Below are 23,219 nucleotides of genomic sequence, written 5' to 3' on the forward strand. Positions count from 1 at the left end.
GTTACATGATCGTCGACATCGCTTGGTGGGACCTCGACGGTTCCAAAGAGACCATCGAATCGCTGAAAGCCCGGGTGGACGACAGCACCCTCGCGCGCTGGTCGAACGTGCCGGGCCTGCGCGAGAAGCACTGGATAGCGGATACGGACAGGAATCGCTGGGGCGCCATCATGCTCTGGGACGGCGAGCGTCCAGCCGCGCACCTGATGCCGCCGAACGATGCGCAGACGCTGATCGGCCTGCCGGTCGCCGAGCGGCTGCGCTTTTCGGTGGCGGCCAGCGCCGCGAGCGGCGAGATCGCCGCGCTGATGCGCACTCTCGAGCCCGCGCCGCCGCACGCGAACGCGCACGCAGCGTCACCGGCCCATGCCTCGTACCCGATCGACTACATCGTCGTCGACGCCTTCACCCGCACGCCGCTCGAAGGCAACCCCGTTGCCGTCTTCTTCGTCGACGATCCGCTGCCTGCCGAGCGCATGCAGCGAATCGCCCGCGAAATGAATCTGTCGGAAGTCGTGTTCGTGATGCCGCCGAAGGAGGGCGGCGACGTGCACGTGCGCATCTTCACGCCGGTCAATGAGCTTCCATTCGCAGGCCATCCGCTGCTCGGCACGGCCGTGGCGCTCCGGCACGTCAAGGATCAGGATCGTTTCGTGTTCGAGACGGGCATGGGTCTCGTGCCGTTCGATGTCCGCGCCGAAGCGCCCGGCGTCGTCTACGTCACGATGCAGCAGCCTATCCCGACCTGGACGCGCTTCGAGTACGCCGAGCGCCTCCTCGAAGCGCTCGGCCTGGACTCGTCCGCGCTGCCCGTGGAGGCTTATCGGAACGGCCCGCGTCACGTGTTCGTCACCTGTCCCGACGTCTCCGCGCTTTCCGACGTGCGTCCCGATCATCGCGCGCTCGCAGAGTTCGAGGACATGTCGGCGATGTGCCTGGCCCCTGCCGAGGACCACTGGCGTTGCCGGATGTTCTCGCCGGCCTACAGCGTCACCGAGGATGCGGCGACGGGCTCCGCCGCGGGCCCCATCGCCATTCACCTTGCCCGCTACGGACTGATTCCCTGGGGCGAACCGCTGCACATCCTTCAAGGCGTCGAGATCAAACGTCCTTCGCATATGTACGCGCTGGTGGACGGCTCCGAGCGCGGCATCGAGTCGGTCAAGGTCAGCGGCCATGGCGTCGTGGTCGCCCGCGGCCGTCTGGGCGTCTAACCGTTCGCGCGATTTGCGCGTTTCGATTCCTCACGAAAACACTGACATGAACACCAGCCGATTCGAAAGCCTCACGGGACGCGTCGACGTCCTGTTCCCCGAATATGACGATCCTCCGTCCGAGCCGATCACGCTGCTGCGACGCTGGCTCGCCGCAGCCGATGCCGCCCGCGTTCGCGAACCCAAGGCGCTCGCGCTGGCAACCGCGACGGCCGACGGACGCTCGTCCACGCGCATCATCGCGTTCTCCTCAATCGACGACCGCGGCCTGATCTTCTGCACGCATTCGACGAGCCGCAAAGGCCGCGAACTCTCGGCGACGGGCTGGGCCTCGGGCGTGCTCTATTGGCGCGAAACGGGTCAGCAAATCATGATTTCCGGCCCGGCGATTCCGCTCGAGCCAAGCGAGAACGACGCGCTCTGGTTCGGACGATCCGTCCCAATGCATGCGATGTCGAGCGTCTCGCACCAGAGCGACGTGCTCGTCGACCGGGAGGCGCTGCTCGCAAAAGCCGATGAGCTGCTCGCGCTCGGTGTCGCGTTGCCGCGGCCGCCGCGCTTCGTCGCCTATCGGCTGGAGCCTCACGAGATGGAATTCTGGGCCGCCAGCTCCGACCGGCTTCATCGGCGCCTCAAGTACGAACGCCAGGGCAACGCCTGGAAAGCCACCCACCTCCAACCTTGATTCTTTTGCGGATGAGGAACCCTCCTGTGTCTACTCTCGATATTCCGGTTGGCGTCGGCCAAACCGCACTGTTCATTGCCTGGCAGCGCCATGCCGAAAGCCAGCGGCCCGATGCCCTGTTTCACGATCCGTTCGCCGCCGCGCTGATCGAGCACCTGGCCGGCACACCGACGCATGACCACGTCAGCGAAGTCGCGCGGCGCGCGAACTTTCCGCAATATTTCGTCGTCCGCACGCGCTACTTCGATGACGCGATTCTCGAGAATCTGAGCCGCGGGATACGGCAAGTGGTCACGCTGGCCGCCGGCGTGGACGGCCGCGTCGCGCGTCTGGTGTGTCCGTTCGGGACGCGCTGGTTCGAGCTCGATCTCGGCGACATCATTGCCTTCAAGCACGAGCTGATGAAGCAGTCCGGGTTGCCGTTGCAGTGCGATTGGCAACCGCTCGTCGCCGATCTGACCTTGGACTGGACGGGCCCATTGCGCGCCGCCGGCTTCGATCCCGCCCAGCCCACGATCTGGCTCATCGAAGGGTTGCTGATGTACCTGCGCGACGCGGACTGCGATGCGCTGATTCGTCAGGTCGCCGAGCTGTCGGCGCCGGGCAGCGCGCTCCTGCTCGAGCATCTCGCCCAGCGCATGATGGGCGACGAGGGCAAGGAGGCGCGTGCTCGCGTCGAATCACAGGGCGCCCGCTGGCTGTCGTCCCGCGACGATGTTCGCGACTGGCTCGGCCGATACGGCTGGACGGCGAGCGTGCATGCCTCGGACGACCCGTCGATCGCCTACGGCCGCAGCGTCGCGCGCATTCCGGCAGGCTGGTTCGCTTCATCGACGCGCGGCGCCGTGCCGGGCAGGATCGAATCATGAACCTGTCGATTCCGATGGGCCGTGAGGTGCGATTGAAGGCGAGGCTCAAGAGCCTTCCGACACCCGGCGATTTCGAAGTCGTCACCGCCTACGCGCCGGACGTCGGCCCGCAGGATGTGCTGGTGCGCAATCGCTATTTCCTGATTTCGGCTTCACTACGCGCAATGGTGAGCGAAGGCGCGGAGGACGTGCCCGGCGTGCCGTTTCCGTGTTTGTCGGCAGGCGATGTGCTGCGTGGCGAAGCGCTGGGCGAGGTGCTGAGCGCGCCGGCCGGGAGCGGTCTGTCGCCGGGCGACAGGGTCACGCACTTCCACGGCTGGCGCGACTATGCGGCCGTGCCCGTGCAAGCCTGTCAGCGCGTCGGCCAGGCGTTGCCGGAGCCCGCCGGCTATCTCGGCTACCTGGGGCACGGCTGGACGGCCTATGCGGCGCTCACGCGCGGCGTGTCGATTTGTCCGGGCGACACGGTGTTCGTGTCGAGCGCGGCCGGCGCGATCGGCTCGATGGCGGGGCAGATCGCGAGGCGGCTGGGGGCGCGGCGCGTGATCGGCAGCACGAGCTCGCGCGACAAGGCGCGGCGGCTGGTGTCCGAGCTCGGGTATGACGACGCGGTCATACGCGGCGGCGGCGCCTCGTTCGCGGACCAGCTGCTGGATGCGGCTCAGGGCGGCATCGATGTCCTCGTCGATTCGGTCGGCGGCGAGCAGTTGCAGGCGGCGGTCACGGTGGCGCGCGAAGGGGCGCGCTTCGTGATCCTCGGCGCGCTGTCGGGCCAGCTGGCCGCGACGGGAACGGGCCGGACCGCGCCCGTCGAAATCGATTCGATTCAATTCCTTCTGAAGCGGATCACGATGCGCGGCTATAGCGCCGACGACAATCCGGAGGCGAAGGACGAATGGTTCGAGCGTTTCGCGCAGTGGCTGCGCGCCGGCGAGGTCGCGTTCCCGCATACGGTGATCGACGGGCTCGATGACGCGCCGGCCGCGTTGTGCGACACGGTCGACGGGCGCTATCTGGGCACGGTGCTCGTCAAGCTGTAGCGGCATGAAATGCGGGCGTCGCCTGTGCGCCAGGCGGCGCCCGTTCGATCGACAGCAGGTTCAGTACGGGAGGGGAACTGTGGAACGCAATCTCTCTTCGGCGCACATTGCCGAGAATTGGACGCCCGCTTCCTGGCAAGCGAAGCCGGCATTGCAGCAACCGGCGTACCGGGACGGGGCAGCGCTCGAACGTGCCGTGGCACGGCTGCGCGAGTTGCCGCCGCTCGTTACCGCCTGGGAAGTGCTGACGCTCAAGCGCAAGCTCGCCGACGCCGCGGCGGGACGATGCTTTCTGCTGCAAGGCGGCGACTGCGCGGAAAGCTTCGCCGATTGCACGGCGCCGGTCATCGCCAATCGGCTCAAGGTGCTGATGCAGATGAGCTTGGTGCTCGTGCACGGCTTGATGCTGCCGGTGGTCCGGGTCGGCCGCTTTGCCGGCCAGTACGCCAAGCCGCGCTCGGCGGATACCGAAACGCGCGATGGCGTGACGCTGCCTTGCTACCGGGGCGACATCGTCAACGCCAGCGCGTTTACGATCGACGCGCGCGAGCCGGACCCGGAGCGCTTGATCGAGGCGCATTCCAAATCGGCGCTGACGATGAATTTCGTGCGCGCGCTGAGCGATGCCGGTTTCGCCGATTTGCACCACCCCGAACATTGGGATCTGGCCTGGGCCGCGCATTCGCCGCTCTACGACGAGTATCGCAAGATGGCGCGGTCGATCGGCGAATCGCTGCGCTTCATGGAGGCGCTCGCGGGCGAGCCGCCCCGCGGCGATGCCAAAGTCGATTTCTACACGTCGCACGAGCTTTTGCTGCTGAACTACGAAGAGGCGATGGCGCGGCGCGTGCCGCAGCATTGGGGCTGGTTCAATCTGTCGACGCATTTTCCGTGGATCGGCATGCGCACCGCGCAGATCGACGGCGCGCATGTCGAGTACTGCTCCGGCATCCGCAACCCGATCGGCTTGAAGGTCGGGCCCGGTGTGACGATCGACCAGTTGTTGCGCACGATCGATGTGCTGAACCCCGCGAACGAGGCGGGTCGCCTGACGCTCATCACGCGCATGGGCGCGTCAAAGATCGATGCGGAATTGCCGAAGCATCTGCATGCCGTCAAAGCCGAGGGCAGGCGTGTCTTGTGGTGCTGCGATCCGATGCACGGCAACGGCGAAACGACCCCGGGCGGCGTGAAGACACGGCGTTTCGAGAACATCCGCGCCGAGCTCGAGACTGCCTTCGATATTCATGCCGCCTGCGGCACGCACTTGGGCGGCGTGCATTTGGAGCTGACCGGCGAGGATGTCACGGAATGCCTTGGTGGCGCGCGCAATCTGACCGAAGCCGACTTGGCCCGCGCGTATAAGTCGACAGTCGACCCGAGGCTGAACTACGAGCAGTCGCTGGAAATCGCGATGCTGATCGTGCGCAAGCGCGGCATGGCGCCCGTTGCCGAGATGGGCACGAAGCGTCACGCGGCGTATGCGTAGCTCAGCCTTTCACGGCGTTATAAGCGGTGGCCTGTTCCAGCAGCCACGCCCTGAAGCATTCCAGCGGCTTGCCGTGGCTCAGTTCGGTCGGGTAAACGAGGTAATAGGCGGAGTCCGCCACGGTGGCGGTGGCGGCGTTGAGCGGGATGACGATGCCGAGCTGCTTCAATTGCCCCTCGACGAAGAACTTCGGCACCAGCGCGATGCCAAGCCCGGCGGCGGCAGCCGCAATGAGCATCGTATGCAGCTCGTAGCGCACGCCCTGCATTGTCGCGTGATCTTCGACGCCGAGGTTGGCGAACCATTGAGGCCAGCCGTCGGGCCGCGTCGTGGAGTGCAGGAGCGGGTAGCTCAGCAACTCGTGAGCCTTCTTGACAGGTTTGCTCAACAGCGACGGCGAACAAACCGGCACCACCTCTTCGCCGAATAGATAGTCGGACGAGGTGCCGGGCCAGGTCGGCTTGCCGTAATGAATCGCCGCTTCGAAGTGCGATTCTTCGAAGGAGAACATATCCGTGCGCACGCCCATGTTCACGCGCACATCCGGGTTGTGGTCGTTGAAGTCCTTGAGCCTCGGAATCAGCCACTGCGAGGCGAAGGTTGGAAGCACCGCAAGCTCCAGATAGCCGCCGCCGCTGCCGTGGGCGATGATCGACAGCGTGTCGCGGTCGAGATTCTCCAGTGCGCGGCGCACTTGCGTGCCATACAGCCGGCCGGCGCGCGTGAGCACGACGCGCTGCTTGACGCGCACGAACAGCCGCACGCCGAGGTTCGCCTCCAGCGTCGCGATCTGCCGGGAAACGGCGCTCTCCGTGAGAAACAATTCCTTGGCGGCATGCGTGAAGCTCTCGTGCCGGGCCGCCGCCTCGAACGCCATCAGCGCGCCCATGTTCGGAATCTTGAACTTGCGCATGTCTGTTCCAAAAAGTCATCAAGTAACAATTTTATCTCGCTTTACACGGCTCGATGCCATTTGAATAATGCGTCTCACGAAAGGCTGGCGGCTCACCCGGGCGCCGGCCAATGAACGATCGACCGCCTTCGAGACGCTTTCGAAACGATCAAGCCTTGTGAGAAAAACGATGCGCAATTCGAACGTTGAACGCCTGTTGCTGAAACTGCTTGGCCCCGCGAAAACCGACTTTTTGTTTTCGACGCTGAATTTTCCGGTCCTGCTTCAAGACTGGGAGGACGGCATCGTTACGCGTGCCGAACTCGCGCAAGCCATGAACATGGCGTTGTTCGAGGGGCTGCTGGAGCGCTCGCCGAACGGACGCACCTACACGAACGATGCGATCGCCAAAGGCGAGTCGGTGTATTTCGACCATGGCGCGTTGCGCACGGTCCGGTGGGCCAGCAATGGCGCCTTGCCGCCCGGCGAAGCGGCGTTCACGCGCATCCTGCGCCCGCTCGGGTTCCGGCTGAACGGCCGCTATCCGCTGGACAAGCTGGGCATGACGGGCCGCGCTTACGCGCATGAAGACGCGCCCCACGAAATCGCGCAGTTCTTCGTCAGCGAGCTTCACCCCGAGCGATTCTCGAAAGCATTCCAGCAAGCCGTAACGAACGTGGTCAGCTCGTCAAAAGACCCCCTGACGCCGGCGGCCGTGTCTCAACTGTGGGAACTGGAGCGCGAAGGTTCGCTGCCGATCGAGGCGGCATACGAATTGCTGCCGGTCATCGTGGGTGCGTTTGCGCGCCAGCACGACGTGCCGAGCGAGGCGGACTACGAAGCGCTGCTGGCCGAGTCCGCGGAAATGGCCTGGATTTCGACTGAAGGCAACGCGTTCAATCACGCGACCGACCGCGTCGAAGATGTCTTCAAGCTCTCGGACGAGGAAAAGGCGAAGGGGCGGCCGATGAAGCCCGAAGTCGAGCGTTCGCGCTCGGGGCGTGTGTTTCAGACCGCTTATCGTGCCGACTCGGTTGCGCGCGACTTCAAGTCTCGGGACGGCAAGACCGTGACGCGTCAGGTTCCCGGTTCGTTCTACGAGTTCATTACGCGCAAGCGCACCTTCGACCAGGCCACGCGCAGCTGGGTGCTCGATTTGCGCTTCGATGCGGGCAATGCCCAGGGAATCTTCAAGATGACCGCCAACGCCGCCAAGTAACGTGAAAACCGCCGTACCGTTCGAGGCAAGCCAAAGTCTGCTGCGGGACGTCGAAGCCGAACTGCGCGCCGCCGTGCGCGGCGAGGTTCGCTTGGACGCCGGATCGAAGGCGCTGTACGCCTCCGACGCGTCGAACTATCGACAGATTCCGCTGGGCGTGGTCGTTCCTGCAGACGTGGACGACCTCGTCGCCGCACTGGACGCATGCCGGCGTAAAGACGTCCCGTTTCTGACGCGCGGCGGCGGCACTTCGCAAAACGGGCAGTGCGTGAATGTGGCGGTGGTGGCGGACGCAAGCAAATACGTGAACCGGGTGATTCACGTCGACGCGGAAAACCGAACTGCCATCGTGGAGCCGGGCGTCATTTGCGACACCTTGCGCGACGCGGCGGAAGTCCACGGCTTGACCTTTGCGCCGGACCCGGCGACGCATAGCCGATGCACGCTTGGCGGCATGATCGCCAACAACTCATGCGGCGCGCACTCGGTGATGGCGGGAAAGACCGTCGAGAACGTCGAGGCGCTCGAGATCGCCACGTACGATGGCGCGCGCTTCTGGGTCGGACCGACACCCGAGCCGGAACTCGAAGCGATCATCGCTGAGGGCGGCCGGCGAGGGGAGATTTACCGCAAGCTGCGCGACTTGCGCGACCGCTATGCGGAGTCAATCCGCCGGGAGTTTCCGCAAATCAAGCGACGGGTCTCGGGATTCAACCTGGACCAGCTGCTTCCCGAGAACGGCTTTAACGTGGCCCGCGCGCTCGTGGGCACCGAAGGAACCTGTGCCGTCACGCTGCACGCCAAGGTGCGGCTCGTGCATAGCCCGTCGTGCCGCGTGCTGCTCGTTCTCGGCTTCAAGGATATTTACACGGCCGCCGACGCCGTCCCGCACTTCACCCGCTTTTCGCCGATCGCCATCGAGGGGCTCGACCGCGGCATCATTCGCGGTTTGCAGGCGCGCGGGCTGAAGAAAGACGAGATTGCATTGCTGCCTGACGGGGACGCATGGGTCGTGCTGGAGTTCGGCGCCGATTCTGTCGCCGAAGCGCTGCAGCAGGCGCATGAGGCCGGTGCGTACTTCAAGTCCGGCGCGGGTGGCGCCGACATCGCCGGCATCGTCGTCGAAGACAAGCTCGCGCAACAGAGGATCTGGTCGATCCGCGAGACGGGGGCCTCCGCCGTTGCGCTTTCCGTCGACCCCTCGAAACCCGATCCGATCGTCGGATGGGAAGACGCAGCCGTGGACCCGCTGCGGCTCGGCGACTATCTGCGCCAGTTTCAGGCGCTCGTCGACCGCTTCGGCTACGAGACCTGCCTTTACGGTCATTTCGGCGACGGTTGCGTGCACGCACGCATCACGTTCGACATTCGCACGGCGGAAGGCGTCCTGAAGTGGCGCGGCTTTTTGCGCGAGGCGGCGCAACTGGTCGTCGATTTCGGCGGCTCGCTATCGGGTGAGCACGGCGACGGTCAGGCGAAAGCCGAATTTCTTCCGATCATGTATAGCGCCGACATCATGCGCGCGATGGAAGAATTCAAAGCCATTTGGGACCCGGCGAATCGCTTGAATCCCGGCAAGGTCGTCCATGCGTACCGCGCGGACGAAAACTTGCGCATGGGGCCCGCGTACCAATCCGTGAAGCTCGCGACCAAGCTGACGTTTTCGAGCCCGGAAGGCGACGGGTTGCAGCGCGCGGTCGAGCGCTGTATCGGCATGGGCAAGTGCCGCTCGCTCGATGGCGGCACGATGTGTCCGAGCTTTCGCGCGACGCGGGAGGAGACGTTCTCGACACGTGGCCGCGCGCATCTCTTTTGGGAGATGCTGCAAGGCGAAGTCATCACGGACGGCTGGAACAGCACCGAGGTGAAAGATGCCCTCGATGCGTGCCTGGCTTGCAAAGGCTGCAAGTCGGAATGCCCGACGCACACCGATATGGCGTCGTACAAGGCCGAGTTCCTGTCGCATTACTACGAAAACCATCGCCGGCCGCGGCAGGCGATGTTCATGGGGAGAATCGGACAATGGGCGCCGATCGCGAGTCGTTTTCCATGGTTGATGAATTTTATGAATTCAGCCCGACCGTTGGCGCGTATCAGCAAGTGGGTCGCGGGCGTCGCACCGCAACGGCACCTGCCGGTGTTTGCGCCGCGAACGTTCAGAGCCATGGCGAAGCAGCGCGGGATGACGGGAGCGTTGCCGCTGACGTTGCCGATAAGGAAGCCGGCCCGCAAGGTCATTCTTTGGGTTGATACGTTCAACGATCACTTCACACCCGAGATCGCGGCCGCCGCGCTCGACGTGCTGACGCGGATCGGCTTCGAAGTCGTCTTGCCGCGCAAGCGCCTTTGCTGCGGCAGACCGTTGTACGACTACGGCCTGCTTGACGAGGCGCGCGCCTTGCTCGAGAGCATCGTGCACGAGCTGTCCGGCGACATTCAAACGGGCGTGCCTATCGTTGGATTGGAGCCCGGATGTTTGTCGGTCTTCAAGGACGAATTGCTCAAGCAATTGCCTGATGACGCGCTGGCGAAGCGGCTCTCCGAGCAGACGTTTCTCTTCTCCGACTTTGTCGCACGTGCGGATTTCGAGTGGCCGCAGCTCGACGCCGATGTCGTCGTCCACGGGCACTGCCACCAGAAGTCGCTCTTCGGCATGAAAGGAGAGACGGCGCTCCTCGACAAGCTCGGTGTGCGCTGGACGCTTCTCGATACGGGATGCTGCGGGATGGCGGGCTCGTTCGGGTTCAACGCCGACCACTACGCGCTATCGATGAAGATCGCGGAGGACACGCTGCTGCCGCTCGTGCGTCGTGCTTCGGCCGATACGATCGTGGTTACCAACGGCTTCAGTTGCCGCGAGCAGATTCAGCAGGGCGCGGGCAGGCAGCCGATTCACGTCGCGCAACTGGCGCTGCAGGCTTTGCAGCCCGCTTCGCAGCCCGCTTTGCAGCCGATAGTCAAGTGAGGTTAACCGAGCTCAAACAAGGCACAGCCAGAACCGCCCGTGCGGTCGAGCTTGATGAATAAACCGCATCACGTCGTGCATAGATATCGTTTGATGAACCCAATTTGGCTATCAACAATCGATGCACCTCTCCTTCATCGTTCAAAGGAACTCGACATGGTCTCGCGTCTTTGCACTTTTCCTCGCGCTGTTGCCGTTGCTGCGTCGCTGATGCTGGCCACGGGTGCCGCGGGTGCTCAAGAAATCGTCGTCAAGGTTGGGGTGGCCGCGCCGTTGACCGGCGGCGGCGCCGCATACGGTAAAGATTTGCAAAACGGCGTGCAGATGGCGGTGGACGAGGCGAACGCGTCGCATCCCACCGTCGGCGGCAAGCCGGTGAAATTCGTGGTGGAAGCGCAGGACGACCAGAGCGATCCCCGCGTCGGCGTTCAGGCGGCGCAGCGCCTCGTCGACGATAAAGTCGCGTTCGTAATTGGGCATTTCAATTCGGGCACGACGCTGCCGGCGTCGCAGATTTACGCCAAGGCCGGCATTGCGATGATCACGCCGTCGGCGACCAACCCCGCGATTACGCAGGCGGGGCTCAATACGGTCTATCGCGTGATCGCCACGGATGCGCAGAACGCCGGCAATGCGGGCGCTTACGCAGCAACAGTATCGAAGGCGAAGCGCATCGCCATCATCGACGACCGCACGGCGTTTGGCCAGGGCGAAGCCGACGAATTCGAAAAAGCCGTCAAAGCAAACGGCGGCACGATCGTCGATCGTCAATTCACGAACGACAAGGCTGTGGACTTCAGCTCGCAACTCACGGCGATCAAGAGCAACAACCCCGATCTCGTGTTTTTTGGCGGCCTCGACGCCCAGGCGGCCATGCTCGTCAAGCGGATGCGCCAGCTCGGCATCAAGGCGCAGTTCCTCGCCGGGGGCGGCGTGATGGACGCCAACTTCATCAAGCTCGCGGGCGATGCGGCCAACGGCGCATCGGTGTGGGAATACGGGCAGCCGCTGGCCTCGCTGCCGAAGGGCAACCAGTTCGAAGCCAAGTTCAAGCAGAAGTTCGGCACCGACATTCTCGCGTACGCGCCTTTTGCCTATGACGCGACGTGGATTGCCATCAAGGCGGTCGAGAGCGCGAACTCCGCGGCGCCGGCCGATATCAACGCCGCGCTCAAGACGACGTCTTATGACGGCATTACCGGCAAGATTGCGTTCACGCAGACGGGGGATCTCAAGAATCCGAGTTCCACCCTGTATCAAGTGAAGAACGACGCATGGGTGCCTGTGACGACGAAGACCGGCGATTAAGCCGCAAAACGTCGCGATCGCAGGGCCCCACTTTCGAATTGGAAATATCGTAGAGGACCATCCGTGAAAGCATCGAACATTCTCTCTGAACTCGGCATTTCTCATCTCGCGGAGACGGGCGACATCGCCGTGCATTCGCCCATCGACGGCGAGCTCGTCGGCCGCGTGGCGAGCCATTCGGTTGCCGATGTCGATGCCGCGCTCGCGAAAGCGCAGGCCGCCTATAAGGTTTGGCGCAACGTGCCGGCGCCGCGCCGGGGAGAGCTGGTGCGCGTGCTGGGCAACAAGCTGCGCGAGAAGAAGCACGCGCTCGGCAGCCTCATCACGCTCGAAACCGGCAAGATTCTTCAAGAGGGCCTGGGCGAAGTGCAGGAAATGATCGACATCTGCGACTTCGCGGTGGGCCTGTCGCGTCAGTTGTACGGTCTGACGATTGCATCGGAGCGCCCGGGCCACCGCATGGCGGAATCGTGGCATCCGATGGGCGTCTGCACCGTGATCTCTGCGTTCAACTTTCCCGCTGCCGTGTGGTCGTGGAACGCAGCGCTCGCGCTCGTTTGCGGCAACGCGGTCGTGTGGAAGCCCTCGGAGAAGACGCCGCTGACGGCGTTGGCCGTGGACAAGATCCTGAAGGACGCGCTGAAAGCGTTCGGCGATGCGCCGGAAGGGCTCACGGGCCTCATCAACGGCGGTCGTGACGTCGGCGCCAAGCTGGTTGCCGATCCGCGTTCGAATATCGTGAGCGCAACCGGCAGCACCGAAATGGGCCGGGCCGTGGGCATCGAAGTCGCGCGCCGCTTCGGCCGCTCGCTTCTCGAACTCGGCGGCAACAACGCTGGCATCGTGTCCAATACGGCGGACATGGAACTGGCGCTGCGCGGCATCCTGTTTTCCGCCGTCGGAACGGCGGGTCAGCGCTGCACGACGCTGCGCCGCCTGTTTGTCCACGAGAGCGTCTACGATACGACCGTCGAGCGCCTGAAAGCGCTGTATGGCAAAGTCACCATCGGCAACCCGCTGGAGCAGGGGACGCTGATGGGTCCGCTGATCGACGAGGCATCGTTTAACCGCATGCAGGCAGCGCTCGCGCAAGCCAAGAGCGAAGGCGGCGCGGTGTTCGGCGGCGAGCGTCACACGGTGGCCGGCAACGAGAAGGGCTTCTACGTCCGTCCGGCGATCGTCGAAATGCCGTCGCAAACGGCGGTGGTGCTCAAGGAGACGTTTGCGCCGATTCTTTACGTCTTGAGGTACACCGAACTCGACGACGCCATCGGCGCCAACAACGCCGCGGCTCACGGGCTCTCGTCGTGCATCTTCACGACGGACATGCGCGAGAGCGAACGATTCCAGTCGGCGTCGGGCAGCGATTGCGGCATTGCCAACGTCAATATCGGTCCGAGCGGCGCCGAAATCGGCGGGGCGTTCGGCGGCGAGAAGGAAACCGGCGGCGGCCGCGAGTCGGGTTCGGATGCGTGGAAGGTCTACATGCGCCGCGCGACGAACACGGTCAACTACTCGTCGGCCTTGCCGCTCGCGCAAGGGATCGACTTCAACGTCGAGTAATCAACGTATCTGGAGCCAGTCGTGAGTTCTCAAGTCGTTATCGTCGGCGGCGGGGTCATCGGCAGTTCGATCGCTTACTTTTTGCGCGCGTCGGACCCGACCGTTTCAGTGACGGTCATCGAGCGTGACCCGAGCTATGCGAAATCGTCGTCGGCGCTATCGGCCGCTTCGATCCGGCAGCAGTTTTCCACGCCGCTGTCGATTCAAATGTCGCTTTACGGCATCGAATTTCTCCGCAACATCGGCGAGCTGCTCGAAGTCGACGGCAATCGACCGTCGATCGAATTGCACGAGGGCGGTTATCTGTTTCTCGCGACGCCGGCAGGTGACGCTACGCTGCGCGAGAATCACGCGTTGCAGAAGAGCCTGGGCGCCGACATCGACCTGATGTCCCAGGATGCGCTGAAGCGCAAGTTTCCGTGGCTGAACGTCGACGATCTGGTATCCGGTGCGTACGGCGTGAGCGGCGAGGGCTGGTTCGACGGCTATGGTCTGGTGCAAGCGCTGCGCAAGAAGGCTCAGTCGCTCGGCGCGCGCTATGTGCCCGCGGAGCTGACCGGCCTCGCGCGCGACGGCCGCAAGGTCACGCACGTGATGGCGAGCAACGGCGAACGGTATGCCTGCGATACCTTCGTGAATGCGGCCGGCGCTTGGACACGCAAGATATCGGAGATGATGGGGATCGAGATTCCCGTCTATGCGCGGCGCCGCAGCATCTTCAACGTGTCGTCGCCGGCGCGCCTGACGGATTGCCCGCTGCTGATCGACCCCACGGGCGTCTATTTTCGGCCGGAGGGCAAGACCTACATCACGGGTACGTCGCCGAGCCCCGATAACGACCCGGACGACCTGCCGCTCGACGACGTCGACCACGACCTCTTCGACGAGGTCATCTGGCCGACGCTCGCGCATCGCGTGCCCGAATTCGAAGCGCTGCGTGTCGAGAACTGCTGGTCGGGCTACTACGAGTACAACGTGTTCGATCACAACGCAATCATCGGCTACCACCCGGACATCGAAAATTGCGTGTTTGCAAACGGCTATAGCGGGCACGGGCTCCAACAGGGTCCGGCAACGGGGCGGGGCGTGAGCGAGTTGATTCTGCGCGGACGCTATACCTCGCTCGATCTCTCCGCATTGAACTGGGAGCGGGTACTCGAGAACCGGCCCATCGTTGAAAAGAACGTCGTGTAATTTCCGGTCGACGAAAACATGTACGCATTCACCGCCCCTTTTCAAAACCCTTCCGGTTCCCCGATTCGAGAGCTGTTCAAGTATCTGAGCGAACCGGGCATGATTTCCTTCGCAGGCGGTTACCCGGCCAGCGACCTGTTCGACGTCGAAGGCTTGCAGGCCGCTGCGGCGCGCGCGTATCGGGCGCCGAGCCGCTGCCTGCAATATGGACCGACCGATGGGCTTCCCGAACTGAAGAACGAGCTCGTGAAGCTGATGGCGAGCCGCGGCGTGACATGCGGCTCAGATGAGCTGCTGGCGACGACGGGCTCTCAGCAAGGGTTGGATTTGCTGCTGCGTGTCCTGGTCGAGCCGGGCGACGTGGTGCTCACCGAGCAACCCGCGTATCCCGCGACCTTGCAGGCGCTGAGGCTGCAGCAGGCTGACATCGTCACGGTGCCGGTCGACAGCGAAGGGCTCGACGTCGATGCATTGGCAGCGCTGCTGGCGTCGGGCGCGGTGGCTCGGCCGAAGCTGCTCTACACCGTGCCGACGTTCGCCAATCCGACCGGCGCGACCCTCACGCGCGAACGCCGCATTGCACTCCTCAAGCTGGCCACGAAGTACCGGTTCCTCATCGTGGAGGACGACCCTTACGGCGATCTTCGGTTTTCGGGCGAACCGGTCCCGTCGATGCTTGCACTGACCGCCGAGGTCGAAGGCTCGCGCGACTGGGTCGTGCATTTTGCGAGCCTGTCGAAGATCGTGGCCCCTGGATTGCGAGTGGGCTGGACGATCGCGCCCGCTGAAATCGTGCGTCGCTGCGTGATTGCCAAACAAACCGTCGACCTGTGCAGCGCGCCGTGGACGCAAGCCACCGCCGCCGAATATCTTGCCGATGGCGCGCTCGAACGGCACCTACCCGCCATTACGGCGAGGTACCGGCTCAAGTGCGAGACACTGTGCAGCGAACTTCGCGCGCAACTTGGCAACGCCATCGCGTTCCATCAGCCTGAAGGCGGCATGTTCGTGTGGGCGAGAATCGACGGCATCGACGCATCGGAACTGCTCAAGCACGCCGTGGAAAGCAAGGTCGTTTTCGTCCCGGGGAAAGCCTTTTTCGCGGACAAGCTCGATGCGGCGTCGCTGCGTCTCTCGTTTGCAGCGCCGGGTGTCGACGACATACGCGAAGGCGTGAAGCGGCTCAAGCGAGCGCATGACGCCGCGCTCGGCAGGTCCCTCATGCAGTAGCAAATTGATAGTCAGCGTCGAAAAATACGGGTTCGACAGAACCACGCACGGAGCATCTGCGCGATGCATGACGCTTACGCCGGCCTGAACCGGCTCTACCTCTCGATGCATCGTCCTGCCGCAGTCGCGGGGCAGGACATGAATGATCCGGTCATGTCGGAATGGATCGCGCGGAATGTGGGAAGCGGCGCATCGATTCTCGATGCCGGCTGCGGACTCGGTTTCGACGTGCTGGCGCTGCATAACGGTCTTCCGGCACGCGGGATGGAAAAGCAGTTCGTCGTGTACGGGGCGGACTACAGCGAGGACATGCTCGCCGACGCGCGGCGTACCGGAGCAAAGGCGGGCATTCCCGAAAGCCGGTACCGTGCCGCTTCATTCGCGGGGCTGGCCGATGTGCCGGCGTGGCGCGACAGCATGGACGTGGTAACGGTCAACTACGCGATCTATACGCAACCGTGGCGAGATGGCGATTACGACGCCTACCTCGCCGACTCCCTACAAGGGCTGAGCGCGGTACTTCGGCATGGCGGGCATCTTGCCCTGAATCTTCGCGATTGGGCCGCACTGAAAGCCGCTGATGCGGCTGGCGCAGCCCACTCAGGCGGAGCGACGCACGACGGCCGGACCTACTTCTACCGTTACACCTGGGCCTTCGGCCAAAATCGCCAGCATCGATCCACGTTGCGCATGTGGGAAGACGGCGGCCTCGAGCGGGAAACGGACATCTGGTTTGCCGAGCGCGAGCTGGCCGAGATGGTCGCTGCGTTGCAGCAGGCCGGGTTTTCGGTCGTTCACTCCGGCCGACATGGCCAAGGCGCATATGCGTTCGATACGCTGATCGCAAGGAAGGTGCGGTGAAAAAAGATTGAACCGCCCTTTGTGACAGCCACACCACGACAGCTTCCGAACCCCATCTCCTGTGCGCTCGCCGCACAAATGCGCTCATCGACGGATTGAATCCGCGGTTGACAAGCGCCCGTCACATCGCTTGTGAATTCTTGCCGAAATCGCGTGAGCGTTCTTAAATCCCTCAGTCGGCCCGAATTCAGAACGTTTCAACTCGTGTTAAGGCGCGCCTTCGCGAAAGGTGACACGATGCGAGCCGCTGCGTCGTTGACGTGTGAAAACTGATCAAGGAGAACCTTCATGGCAAGCGAAGCGAAGTGCCCGTTCAACCCTGCCGCCGGCGGCGGCACGACGAACCGCGACTGGTGGCCGAATCAGCTGCCGCTGGACCTGCTCAGCCAGCACTCGAGCAAGTCCAATCCGCTGGACTCGGCGTTCGACTACGCCAAGGCGTTCAAGAGCCTCGATCTGGCCGCGCTGAAGCAGGACCTCGCCGCGCTGATGACCGACTCGCAGGACTGGTGGCCGGCGGACTTCGGCCACTACGGCCCGCTCTTTATCCGCATGGCCTGGCACAGCGCGGGCACGTACCGCATCGGCGATGGCCGCGGCGGTGCCGGGCGCGGCCAGCAGCGTTTCGCGCCGCTCAACAGCTGGCCGGACAACGTGAGCCTCGACAAGGCGCGGCGCCTGCTCTGGCCGATCAAGCAGAAGTACGGCCAGAAGATTTCCTGGGCGGACCTGTTGATCCTCACCGGCAACGTCGCGCTCGAGACCATGGGCTTCAAGACCTTCGGCTTCGCCGGCGGCCGCGAGGACACCTGGGAGCCGGACCGCGACGTCTACTGGGGCAACGAGAAAACTTGGCTTGCCGGCGATCTCCGCTATGGCAAGGGCGCGGGCGGCAGCACGGGCGCCGAGCGCAACCTCGAGAATCCGCTCGGCGCGGTGCAGATGGGCCTGATCTACGTGAACCCGGAAGGCCCCGACGGCAATCCGGACCCGGTCGCCGCGGCCCATGACATCCGCGAAACGTTCGGGCGCATGGCGATGAACGACGAAGAGACCGTCGCGCTGATCGCCGGCGGCCACACGTTTGGCAAGACGCACGGCGCCGGCCCGGCGAGCAACGTGGGCGTCGAACCCGAAGCTGCCGAACTCGAAAACCAGGGGCTCGGCTGGAAGAACAGCTTCGGCACCGGCAAGGGCGCGGACACGATCTCGAGCGGCCTCGAGGTCACCTGGACGACCACGCCGACGAAGTGGGGCATGGGCTTCTTCGAGAACCTGTTCGGCTACGAATGGGAATTGACGAAGAGCCCGGCCGGCGCGCATCAATGGGTGGCCAAGAACGCCGACGCGACGATCCCGCACGCGCACGATCCGTCGAAAAAGATCCTGCCGACGATGCTCACGACCGACCTGTCGCTGCGCTTCGATCCCGCCTACGAGAAGATTTCGCGACACTTCATGGCGCACCCCGACCAGTTCGCGGACGCCTTCGCGCGCGCCTGGTTCAAGCTGACCCACCGCGACATGGGACCGCGTGCACGCTACCTCGGCGCGGAAGTGCCGGCCGAACAACTGATCTGGCAGGACCCGATTCCGGCGGTCGATCATCCGCTCATCGATGCGCACGACGTGGCGGCGCTCAAGGACCAGATCCTCGCGTCGGGGCTCACCGTTTCGGAACTCGTGTCGACGGCCTGGGCCTCGGCTTCGACCTTCCGCGGCTCCGACAAGCGCGGCGGCGCCAATGGCGCGCGCATTCGCCTCGCGCCGCAAAACGACTGGGCCGTCAACCAGCCCAAGCACTTGGCGAAGGTGTTGACGGTTCTCGAGGGCATCCAGAAGGCGTTCAACGGCGCGCAAGCGGGCGGCAAGAAGGTGTCGCTTGCCGACCTGATCGTATTGGCCGGCGGCGCCGGCATCGAACGCGCGGCGAAGCAGGGCGGCCACGACGTGACCGTGCCGTTCGCGCCGGGCCGCATGGACGCTTCGCAGGAACAGACCGACGTGGTGTCCGTCGCCGCGCTCGAACCGTTCGCCGATGGGTTCCGCAACTACGTCAAGGGCAAGACCGGCGTCCCGGCCGAGGCGCTCTTGATCGACAAGGCGCAATTGCTGACGCTGACCGCCCCCGAAATGACGGCGCTCGTCGGCGGCTTGCGCGTGTTGAAGGTTCACGCCGGCGAGAAAGCGCATGGCGTCTTCACCGACCGGCCCGAAACGCTGACCAACGACTTCTTCCGCAACCTGCTCGACATGGGCACGGAATGGACGCCGGTCTCGGCGGACAGGGAAGTGTTCGAGGGACGCGACCGCAAGACTGGGGCGGTGAAGTGGACCGGCACCCGCGTCGATCTCGTGTTCGGATCGCATTCGCAATTGCGGGCGCTGTCCGAAGTCTATGCAAGCGACGATGCCCAGGAGAAGTTCCTGCGCGACTTCGTCGCCGCGTGGGTCAAGGTCATGAACCTCGATCGATTCGATCTGGCCTGAGTTGCCGCATTGCCCCGCAAGCGTTGTCGGCTTGACGGGGCAATGCCTTCTCGCGCGAGACGCAACCCCTCATCACGAAATGGCGGCATGAAGCTGCTTCATGCCCCTTTCGAGCCAGGCAAGCAAGCCGAACGAGGCGCTGCCGTTTTCATCGTGCGACATCATCAGCTTCTCCTCCACCGCGCGATGTTTCGTGAGCGCCATGCACATCGACTGCCCAAGCTCCGGCTTCCGGCTGATCAGCGGCGAAAGGTCTTCGCTTTTCAACTGATAGGCCGTGACCGGCGTGAGGGCCCGCACGGTGGCGTGCAGCTTCGCTCCGGCAAGGACCACGGATTGACCGATGGCGTCGCCAGGCGCCATCCGCCGGACCTCCGCGTCGCCTGACGCGCCCGGCACGCTCACCGACGCGACGCCGGACTCCACGATGGTCAAGACACGCAGATCGGAATCGGACGCGTAGATCACTTCGCCCTTGTCGAAATGGTGTTGAGTCAACGCCGCTTCGAGCGGTGCGAGGTCCTCATCGTCGAGGTGACGGAAGAGCTCGACCGAGCCTAGCAAGCGCCGCCGATGCGAGACATGTGTCTGCGGGACGTGCGGCACGGAGAGCGAGCGCAGCCCGACTTTCGCGGCCGACAGATGTCGATGGACAAACTCGTACAGCTGATTTCGAACAGCAGTCTTCTTTTGCAGCGAATCGACGTAACAGACGAGCTCGTACTCGATCGAGTTCGGGTTGAACGCCTTGACGGCGACGATCGGCGCGGGACTGGCGAGCACATCGCTCGAACTCGCGGCGGCTCGCTCCAGCGCCTCCAGCACGATGGCCGGCCGCACTTCGGGGTCGATGTTCAGGACGAGCGTAATGCCGTGCGTGTTGGGCGGCTCGCTGAGATTGACGATGTTGGCCTTGGCGGCCGCGCTGTTCGGCACCACGACGAGATTGCCGAGACTGTTGATCAGCTTCGTTGCGCGCCAGTTGCTCTCGACGACGCGTCCTTCCAGGTCGCCGATGCTGACCCAATCGTTCAATTGGAACGGCTGCGTGGTGTTCAGAACGAGGCCCGAAAACATGTCGTTGAGCGTGTTCTGGATGGCGAGGCCGAACACGACGGCCATCGCGCCGGACGTCGCCACGAGGCCACTCACGGGAAGGCCGAGGACATAGCCCGCGGCGGCCACCGTCGCCGCGCCGAAAATCGCGCCTGCGGCGACGTCGTGGAAGAGCCGCTGCGTGTGCCACGATTTCGGCAGCAGCACGCGGTCGAGGAGCAGGGTGACGAAGCGCGCGCACTGGAACCACCACGCCACGCCGACCGCCTGGGTGGCGAAGCGTTCGAGCCGGCCGGACACCGCGGGAACGGTCAGCGGGCTGACGTCGTTGGCGAACAGCAGCCACGTCAGGGCCGCGAATACCGCGCATCGCCAAGCTGCTCGAAATGCGGAATCGCGGCGGCCGCACAGACGCCATACCGCGAAGTCCGCGAGCAGGATCGGCACGCCCCATAGGACTGCGTTGGAGAAGTTCGGCATGACTTAGGGTCCCGGTATCTGCCAGCCTCCGCCGAGCGACTTGTAGAGCGTGACGAGCGCGAGCGCCTCGTCGCGATCGGTCTGCGCGAGCTTGTCGTCGGCGGCATAGAGCGAACGCTCGGCGTCGAGCACCGATAGAAAATCGGCGAGCCCCTGTCGATAGAGCCGTGTCGCGACGTTGACCGCATCGCGATCGCTTGCGGTTTCGGCGGCGAGCCGGTCGCGGCGCACGCGCGACTGGCCGTACGAGACGAGGGCGCTCTCCACGTCGCGCAGCGCACCGAGCACGGTGCGCTGGTAGGCCGCCGCGGCTTGGTCGGTGCGGGCCTCTTCGGCGCGTACGGCGAAGCGGACCCGGCCTGCATCGAAGATCAGCCAGTCCACGCCGGGGCCGATCGAGAGGTAACGGCTCGGCGCCGTGAGAAACGTGGACGCGTGCAGGCTCTCGAGGCCCGCCGCGCCGGTGAGCGAGAAATGCGGATAGAGATCGGCCGTGGCGACGCCGATGCGCGCGTTGGCCGCCGCAAGCTGCCGCTCGGCGGCGCGGATGTCGGGGCGGCGCTGAAGCAGGTCGGACGGCAGGCCGATCGGCACGTCGGCAACCGGTGCGGGAATGGCGCCAGGCGTATCGAGCTGGGCGAGGAGGTCTTCCGGCGGGCGGCCCGCCAGCGCGCCGATCCGATAAATCGCCGCGCGCGCCTCGGCGGTGAGCGTCGGTATTTCGGCTTCGGTATCCGAGACCTGCGCTTGCGCCCGCAGCACGTCGAGGCGCGACGCGAGACCGGCATCGAACAGCGAGCGCGTGAGCGCGAGCGCATCCTGCTGGATGGCGAGGTTCTCGCGCGCGACGTCGAGCCGGCGCTGCGCGCCTCGCAGCTCGACATAGTTGCGCGCGATCTCTGCCACGAGCGTCAGCGTGACGTCGCCGCGCCCGGCTATCGCGGCCTGATACGACGCATCGGCGGATTCGATGCTGCGCCGCGTGCCGCCGAACACGTCGATTTCCCACGAGGCGTCGAAGCCTGCCTGCCAGAGATTGCCGTTGACGCCGGGTCCGAGCCCGCCGGGCGGCACGCCGACCGGCACGTTCGCGCTGCCGTGCGTGCGCTTGTATTCGGCGCCGGCGTCGACTTCGGGGAATTCGGCCGCGCCGGCAATGCCGCGCAGGGCGCGTGCTTCGCGCACGCGCGCCTCGGCTTCCCTGAGGTCCGGTGCGGATTGCAGCGCTTCGTCGATCAACTGGTCGAGCGTCGCATCGCCGAGGTTCTTCCACCAGGCGTCGAGGCTGGCCGCCGGCGCGGATGACAGGGCGCCCTTGGGTGCGCCGGACTGCTCCGAATAGCCCGTGGGCATCGCCGTTTTCGGCGCGACGTAGTCGGGTCCGACGGTGCATCCCGCCAGCATGAAGCCGGTCCACGCGAGCACGGCGGGCGCGAGAAGGTGGCGGCTCTTTCGCGGCATCGTTCCTGGCGGCGTGACGGACCTGCGGTATGCCGCTAGTTCAGGAAACCAAGCCATCGAGGCTGCTCCCTGACGAAGATTCGCGTTTCGACGGACATGCCCGGCGAGATCCATTTCAGCGCTTCGCCCGGATCGTCGAATTCGATCTTGACCGGCACGCGCTGCACGATCTTGACGAAGTTGCCGGTCGCGTTTTCCGGCGGCAGCAGCGCGAAGCGCGAGCCGGTGCCGCGCTGGATGCTATCGACGTGGCCGCGCAGCTCATGGTCCGCGAACGCGTCGACCGTAATCGTCACACGCTGGCCCGGCCTCACATGCGTGAGCTGCGTTTCCTTGTAGTTCGCGATGACGTAGAGATGCTCCGGAACGACCGACAGCAGCAGTTGTCCTGGCTGAACGTAGTTGCCCGTCTCGACGCTCTTGCGCGCCACGCTGCCCGCTTCGGTCGCGTAGATCTTCGTGTACGACAAGTTCAGCTCGGCCTGGTCCAGCGCGGCGCGCGCCAGCCCGACAGCGGCGTCGGCGGTCGCGGCCTGCGAGCGCGCCAGCTTGGCCTGCGCCTCGGCCGCCGCGATGCGGACCTGCGCTGCCTGCGTCTCTGCGTGTGTGCTCGTGGCGGCGGCTTTGCCTTCGTCGACGCGTTGGGAGGAGACGGCGCGCACGTCGGAGACGGACTGCAAGCGGCTCAAATTGATTTCGGCGAGCTTTTCGTTGGCCCGCGCGACATCGAGCTCGGCACGCTGACGCGCGACTTCCGCATCGGCCACGGGAATCTGGTCGCGGGCTTCTTGCAGCTTGCCTTCGGCGTTGGCGAGGCTCGCCTTGGCCTGCGCGAGCTGCACCGCGTAGTCGCGCGGATCGAGTTCGATCAGCAGCTGACCGGCTTGCACTTTGCTGTTGTCGTCGACGTAAAGCTTCTGCACGTAAGCGGGGACCTTGGGGATCACCGAGATGACATGGGCGTCGACATACGCGTCGTTTGTTTCCTTCGCGTAGAAGTCGGGCACGACGAAAACCAGCGCGAGGAGTAGCAGGACCGCGAGGCCCAGCGCGGCAAAGATCCATGGACGCCGGTTCGATTGAGCCCCTGCGGGCGGTGGCGGTGGCGGTGCGGCTGGCCCAGGCGCGGACGGCGTGCGCGCTTCCTGCGGCTTCGCTGCGGGCGGCGCTTCGTTCATCGTTGCCCCTGTTGGATGCTGCAAG

At 64.7% G+C, this 23,219-nt stretch carries 17 protein-coding genes; 13 read left to right on the forward strand and 4 right to left on the reverse strand.

Translation table 11 applies throughout. From position 1 onward, the window contains the following. The first annotated feature begins 5 nt into the window (after positions 1 to 5). From FAZ95_RS31790 to FAZ95_RS31810, 5 genes are all read left to right on the forward strand, one after another. Positions 6 to 1,214, forward strand: coding sequence for a PhzF family phenazine biosynthesis protein (locus FAZ95_RS31790; protein ID WP_137336382.1), 1,209 nt, complete (start codon positions 6 to 8; stop codon positions 1,212 to 1,214). 46 nt (positions 1,215 to 1,260) lie between these two features. After that, positions 1,261 to 1,899, forward strand: a complete 639-nt coding sequence (gene phzG, locus FAZ95_RS31795; RefSeq protein WP_137336383.1) for a phenazine biosynthesis FMN-dependent oxidase PhzG — start codon at positions 1,261 to 1,263, stop codon at positions 1,897 to 1,899. Between the two features lie 26 nt (positions 1,900 to 1,925). Next, entirely contained in the window at positions 1,926 to 2,768 is an 843-nt protein-coding gene (locus FAZ95_RS31800) for an SAM-dependent methyltransferase (protein ID WP_137336384.1), read from the forward strand. Then, the gene (locus FAZ95_RS31805; protein ID WP_137336385.1) at positions 2,765 to 3,808 is read left to right on the forward strand and encodes an MDR family NADP-dependent oxidoreductase; all 1,044 of its coding nucleotides are present in this window, start codon (positions 2,765 to 2,767) and stop codon (positions 3,806 to 3,808) included. The genes FAZ95_RS31800 and FAZ95_RS31805 overlap by 4 nt, the downstream gene beginning before the upstream one ends. A 79-nt stretch (positions 3,809 to 3,887) precedes the next feature. Next, positions 3,888 to 5,297, forward strand: a complete 1,410-nt coding sequence (locus FAZ95_RS31810) for a class II 3-deoxy-7-phosphoheptulonate synthase (protein WP_137336386.1) — start codon at positions 3,888 to 3,890, stop codon at positions 5,295 to 5,297. Position 5,298: 1 nt separating this feature from the next. On the opposite strand, the gene FAZ95_RS31815 is transcribed toward FAZ95_RS31810, so the two are convergent. Continuing rightward, entirely contained in the window at positions 5,299 to 6,210 is a 912-nt protein-coding gene (locus tag FAZ95_RS31815) for a LysR substrate-binding domain-containing protein (RefSeq protein ID WP_137336387.1), read from the reverse strand. Positions 6,211 to 6,379: 169 nt separating this feature from the next. On the opposite strand from FAZ95_RS31815, the gene FAZ95_RS31820 reads away from it, so the two are divergent. The 8 genes from FAZ95_RS31820 (at position 6,380) to katG (ending at position 19,019) form a co-directional block, all read left to right on the forward strand. Beyond that, complete coding sequence (locus FAZ95_RS31820; RefSeq protein WP_137336388.1) at positions 6,380 to 7,408, forward strand: DUF1338 domain-containing protein; 1,029 nt, start codon at positions 6,380 to 6,382, stop codon at positions 7,406 to 7,408. Position 7,409: 1 nt separating this feature from the next. Next, a complete protein-coding gene (locus FAZ95_RS31825) occupies positions 7,410 to 10,373 on the forward strand; it encodes an FAD-binding and (Fe-S)-binding domain-containing protein (protein WP_137336389.1) in 2,964 nt (987 codons plus the stop codon). A 156-nt stretch (positions 10,374 to 10,529) separates the two neighbouring features. Continuing rightward, positions 10,530 to 11,681, forward strand: a complete 1,152-nt coding sequence (locus FAZ95_RS31830; protein ID WP_137337703.1) for a branched-chain amino acid ABC transporter substrate-binding protein — start codon at positions 10,530 to 10,532, stop codon at positions 11,679 to 11,681. 63 nt (positions 11,682 to 11,744) lie between these two features. Then, complete coding sequence (amaB, locus tag FAZ95_RS31835) at positions 11,745 to 13,244, forward strand: L-piperidine-6-carboxylate dehydrogenase (RefSeq protein WP_137336390.1); 1,500 nt, start codon at positions 11,745 to 11,747, stop codon at positions 13,242 to 13,244. 21 nt (positions 13,245 to 13,265) lie between these two features. Then, positions 13,266 to 14,438 carry an NAD(P)/FAD-dependent oxidoreductase gene (locus tag FAZ95_RS31840; RefSeq protein WP_137336391.1) on the forward strand — a complete coding sequence of 391 codons (1,173 nt, stop codon included), beginning with the start codon at positions 13,266 to 13,268 and terminating at the stop codon, positions 14,436 to 14,438. An 18-nt stretch (positions 14,439 to 14,456) separates the two neighbouring features. Then, positions 14,457 to 15,668: an aminotransferase-like domain-containing protein gene (locus FAZ95_RS31845; RefSeq protein ID WP_137336392.1), complete on the forward strand. Its 1,212-nt coding sequence runs from the start codon at positions 14,457 to 14,459 to the stop codon at positions 15,666 to 15,668. A 63-nt stretch (positions 15,669 to 15,731) separates the two neighbouring features. Continuing rightward, a complete protein-coding gene (locus FAZ95_RS31850) occupies positions 15,732 to 16,529 on the forward strand; it encodes a class I SAM-dependent methyltransferase (RefSeq protein WP_137336393.1) in 798 nt (265 codons plus the stop codon). A 288-nt stretch (positions 16,530 to 16,817) separates the two neighbouring features. Then, a complete protein-coding gene (gene katG, locus FAZ95_RS31855) occupies positions 16,818 to 19,019 on the forward strand; it encodes a catalase/peroxidase HPI (protein WP_137336394.1) in 2,202 nt (733 codons plus the stop codon). Between the two features lie 72 nt (positions 19,020 to 19,091). Here katG and FAZ95_RS31860 read toward each other — a convergent pair whose 3' ends face one another. Genes FAZ95_RS31860 through FAZ95_RS31870 form a run of 3 tightly spaced genes read right to left on the reverse strand, consistent with a single transcriptional unit; the run spans position 19,092 to position 23,194 of the window. Then, positions 19,092 to 20,555 (reverse strand): mechanosensitive ion channel family protein, encoded by a 1,464-nt coding sequence (locus tag FAZ95_RS31860; RefSeq protein WP_137336395.1) that lies wholly within the window; start codon positions 20,553 to 20,555, stop codon positions 19,092 to 19,094. A 3-nt stretch (positions 20,556 to 20,558) separates the two neighbouring features. Next, positions 20,559 to 22,073: an efflux transporter outer membrane subunit gene (locus FAZ95_RS31865; protein WP_175425817.1), complete on the reverse strand. Its 1,515-nt coding sequence runs from the start codon at positions 22,071 to 22,073 to the stop codon at positions 20,559 to 20,561. Then, positions 22,052 to 23,194 carry an HlyD family secretion protein gene (locus FAZ95_RS31870; protein ID WP_137336397.1) on the reverse strand — a complete coding sequence of 381 codons (1,143 nt, stop codon included), beginning with the start codon at positions 23,192 to 23,194 and terminating at the stop codon, positions 22,052 to 22,054. Before FAZ95_RS31870 ends, FAZ95_RS31865 begins: the two co-directional genes overlap by 22 nt. Between the last annotated feature and the right edge of the window lie 25 nt (positions 23,195 to 23,219).

Origin of the sequence: Trinickia violacea (assembly GCF_005280735.1) — a bacterium.
Classification (GTDB): Bacteria; Pseudomonadota; Gammaproteobacteria; order Burkholderiales; family Burkholderiaceae; genus Trinickia_A; species Trinickia_A violacea.

What these genes read in the sequence shown, in the direction of transcription:
- FAZ95_RS31790 (WP_137336382.1), top strand. Translation starts at nt 6, where the DNA reads ATGATCGTCGACATCGCTTGGTGGGACCTCGACGGTTCCAAAGAGACC.
- phzG (WP_137336383.1), top strand. Translation starts at nt 1,261, where the DNA reads ATGAACACCAGCCGATTCGAAAGCCTCACGGGACGCGTCGACGTCCTG.
- FAZ95_RS31805 (WP_137336385.1), top strand. Translation starts at nt 2,765, where the DNA reads ATGAACCTGTCGATTCCGATGGGCCGTGAGGTGCGATTGAAGGCGAGG.
- FAZ95_RS31815 (WP_137336387.1), bottom strand. Translation starts at nt 6,210, where the DNA reads ATGCGCAAGTTCAAGATTCCGAACATGGGCGCGCTGATGGCGTTCGAG.
- FAZ95_RS31820 (WP_137336388.1), top strand. Translation starts at nt 6,380, where the DNA reads ATGCGCAATTCGAACGTTGAACGCCTGTTGCTGAAACTGCTTGGCCCC.
- FAZ95_RS31830 (WP_137337703.1), top strand. Translation starts at nt 10,530, where the DNA reads ATGGTCTCGCGTCTTTGCACTTTTCCTCGCGCTGTTGCCGTTGCTGCG.
- FAZ95_RS31845 (WP_137336392.1), top strand. Translation starts at nt 14,457, where the DNA reads ATGTACGCATTCACCGCCCCTTTTCAAAACCCTTCCGGTTCCCCGATT.
- FAZ95_RS31850 (WP_137336393.1), top strand. Translation starts at nt 15,732, where the DNA reads ATGCATGACGCTTACGCCGGCCTGAACCGGCTCTACCTCTCGATGCAT.
- katG (WP_137336394.1), top strand. Translation starts at nt 16,818, where the DNA reads ATGGCAAGCGAAGCGAAGTGCCCGTTCAACCCTGCCGCCGGCGGCGGC.
- FAZ95_RS31860 (WP_137336395.1), bottom strand. Translation starts at nt 20,555, where the DNA reads ATGCCGAACTTCTCCAACGCAGTCCTATGGGGCGTGCCGATCCTGCTC.
- FAZ95_RS31865 (WP_175425817.1), bottom strand. Translation starts at nt 22,073, where the DNA reads ATGGCTTGGTTTCCTGAACTAGCGGCATACCGCAGGTCCGTCACGCCG.
- FAZ95_RS31870 (WP_137336397.1), bottom strand. Translation starts at nt 23,194, where the DNA reads ATGAACGAAGCGCCGCCCGCAGCGAAGCCGCAGGAAGCGCGCACGCCG.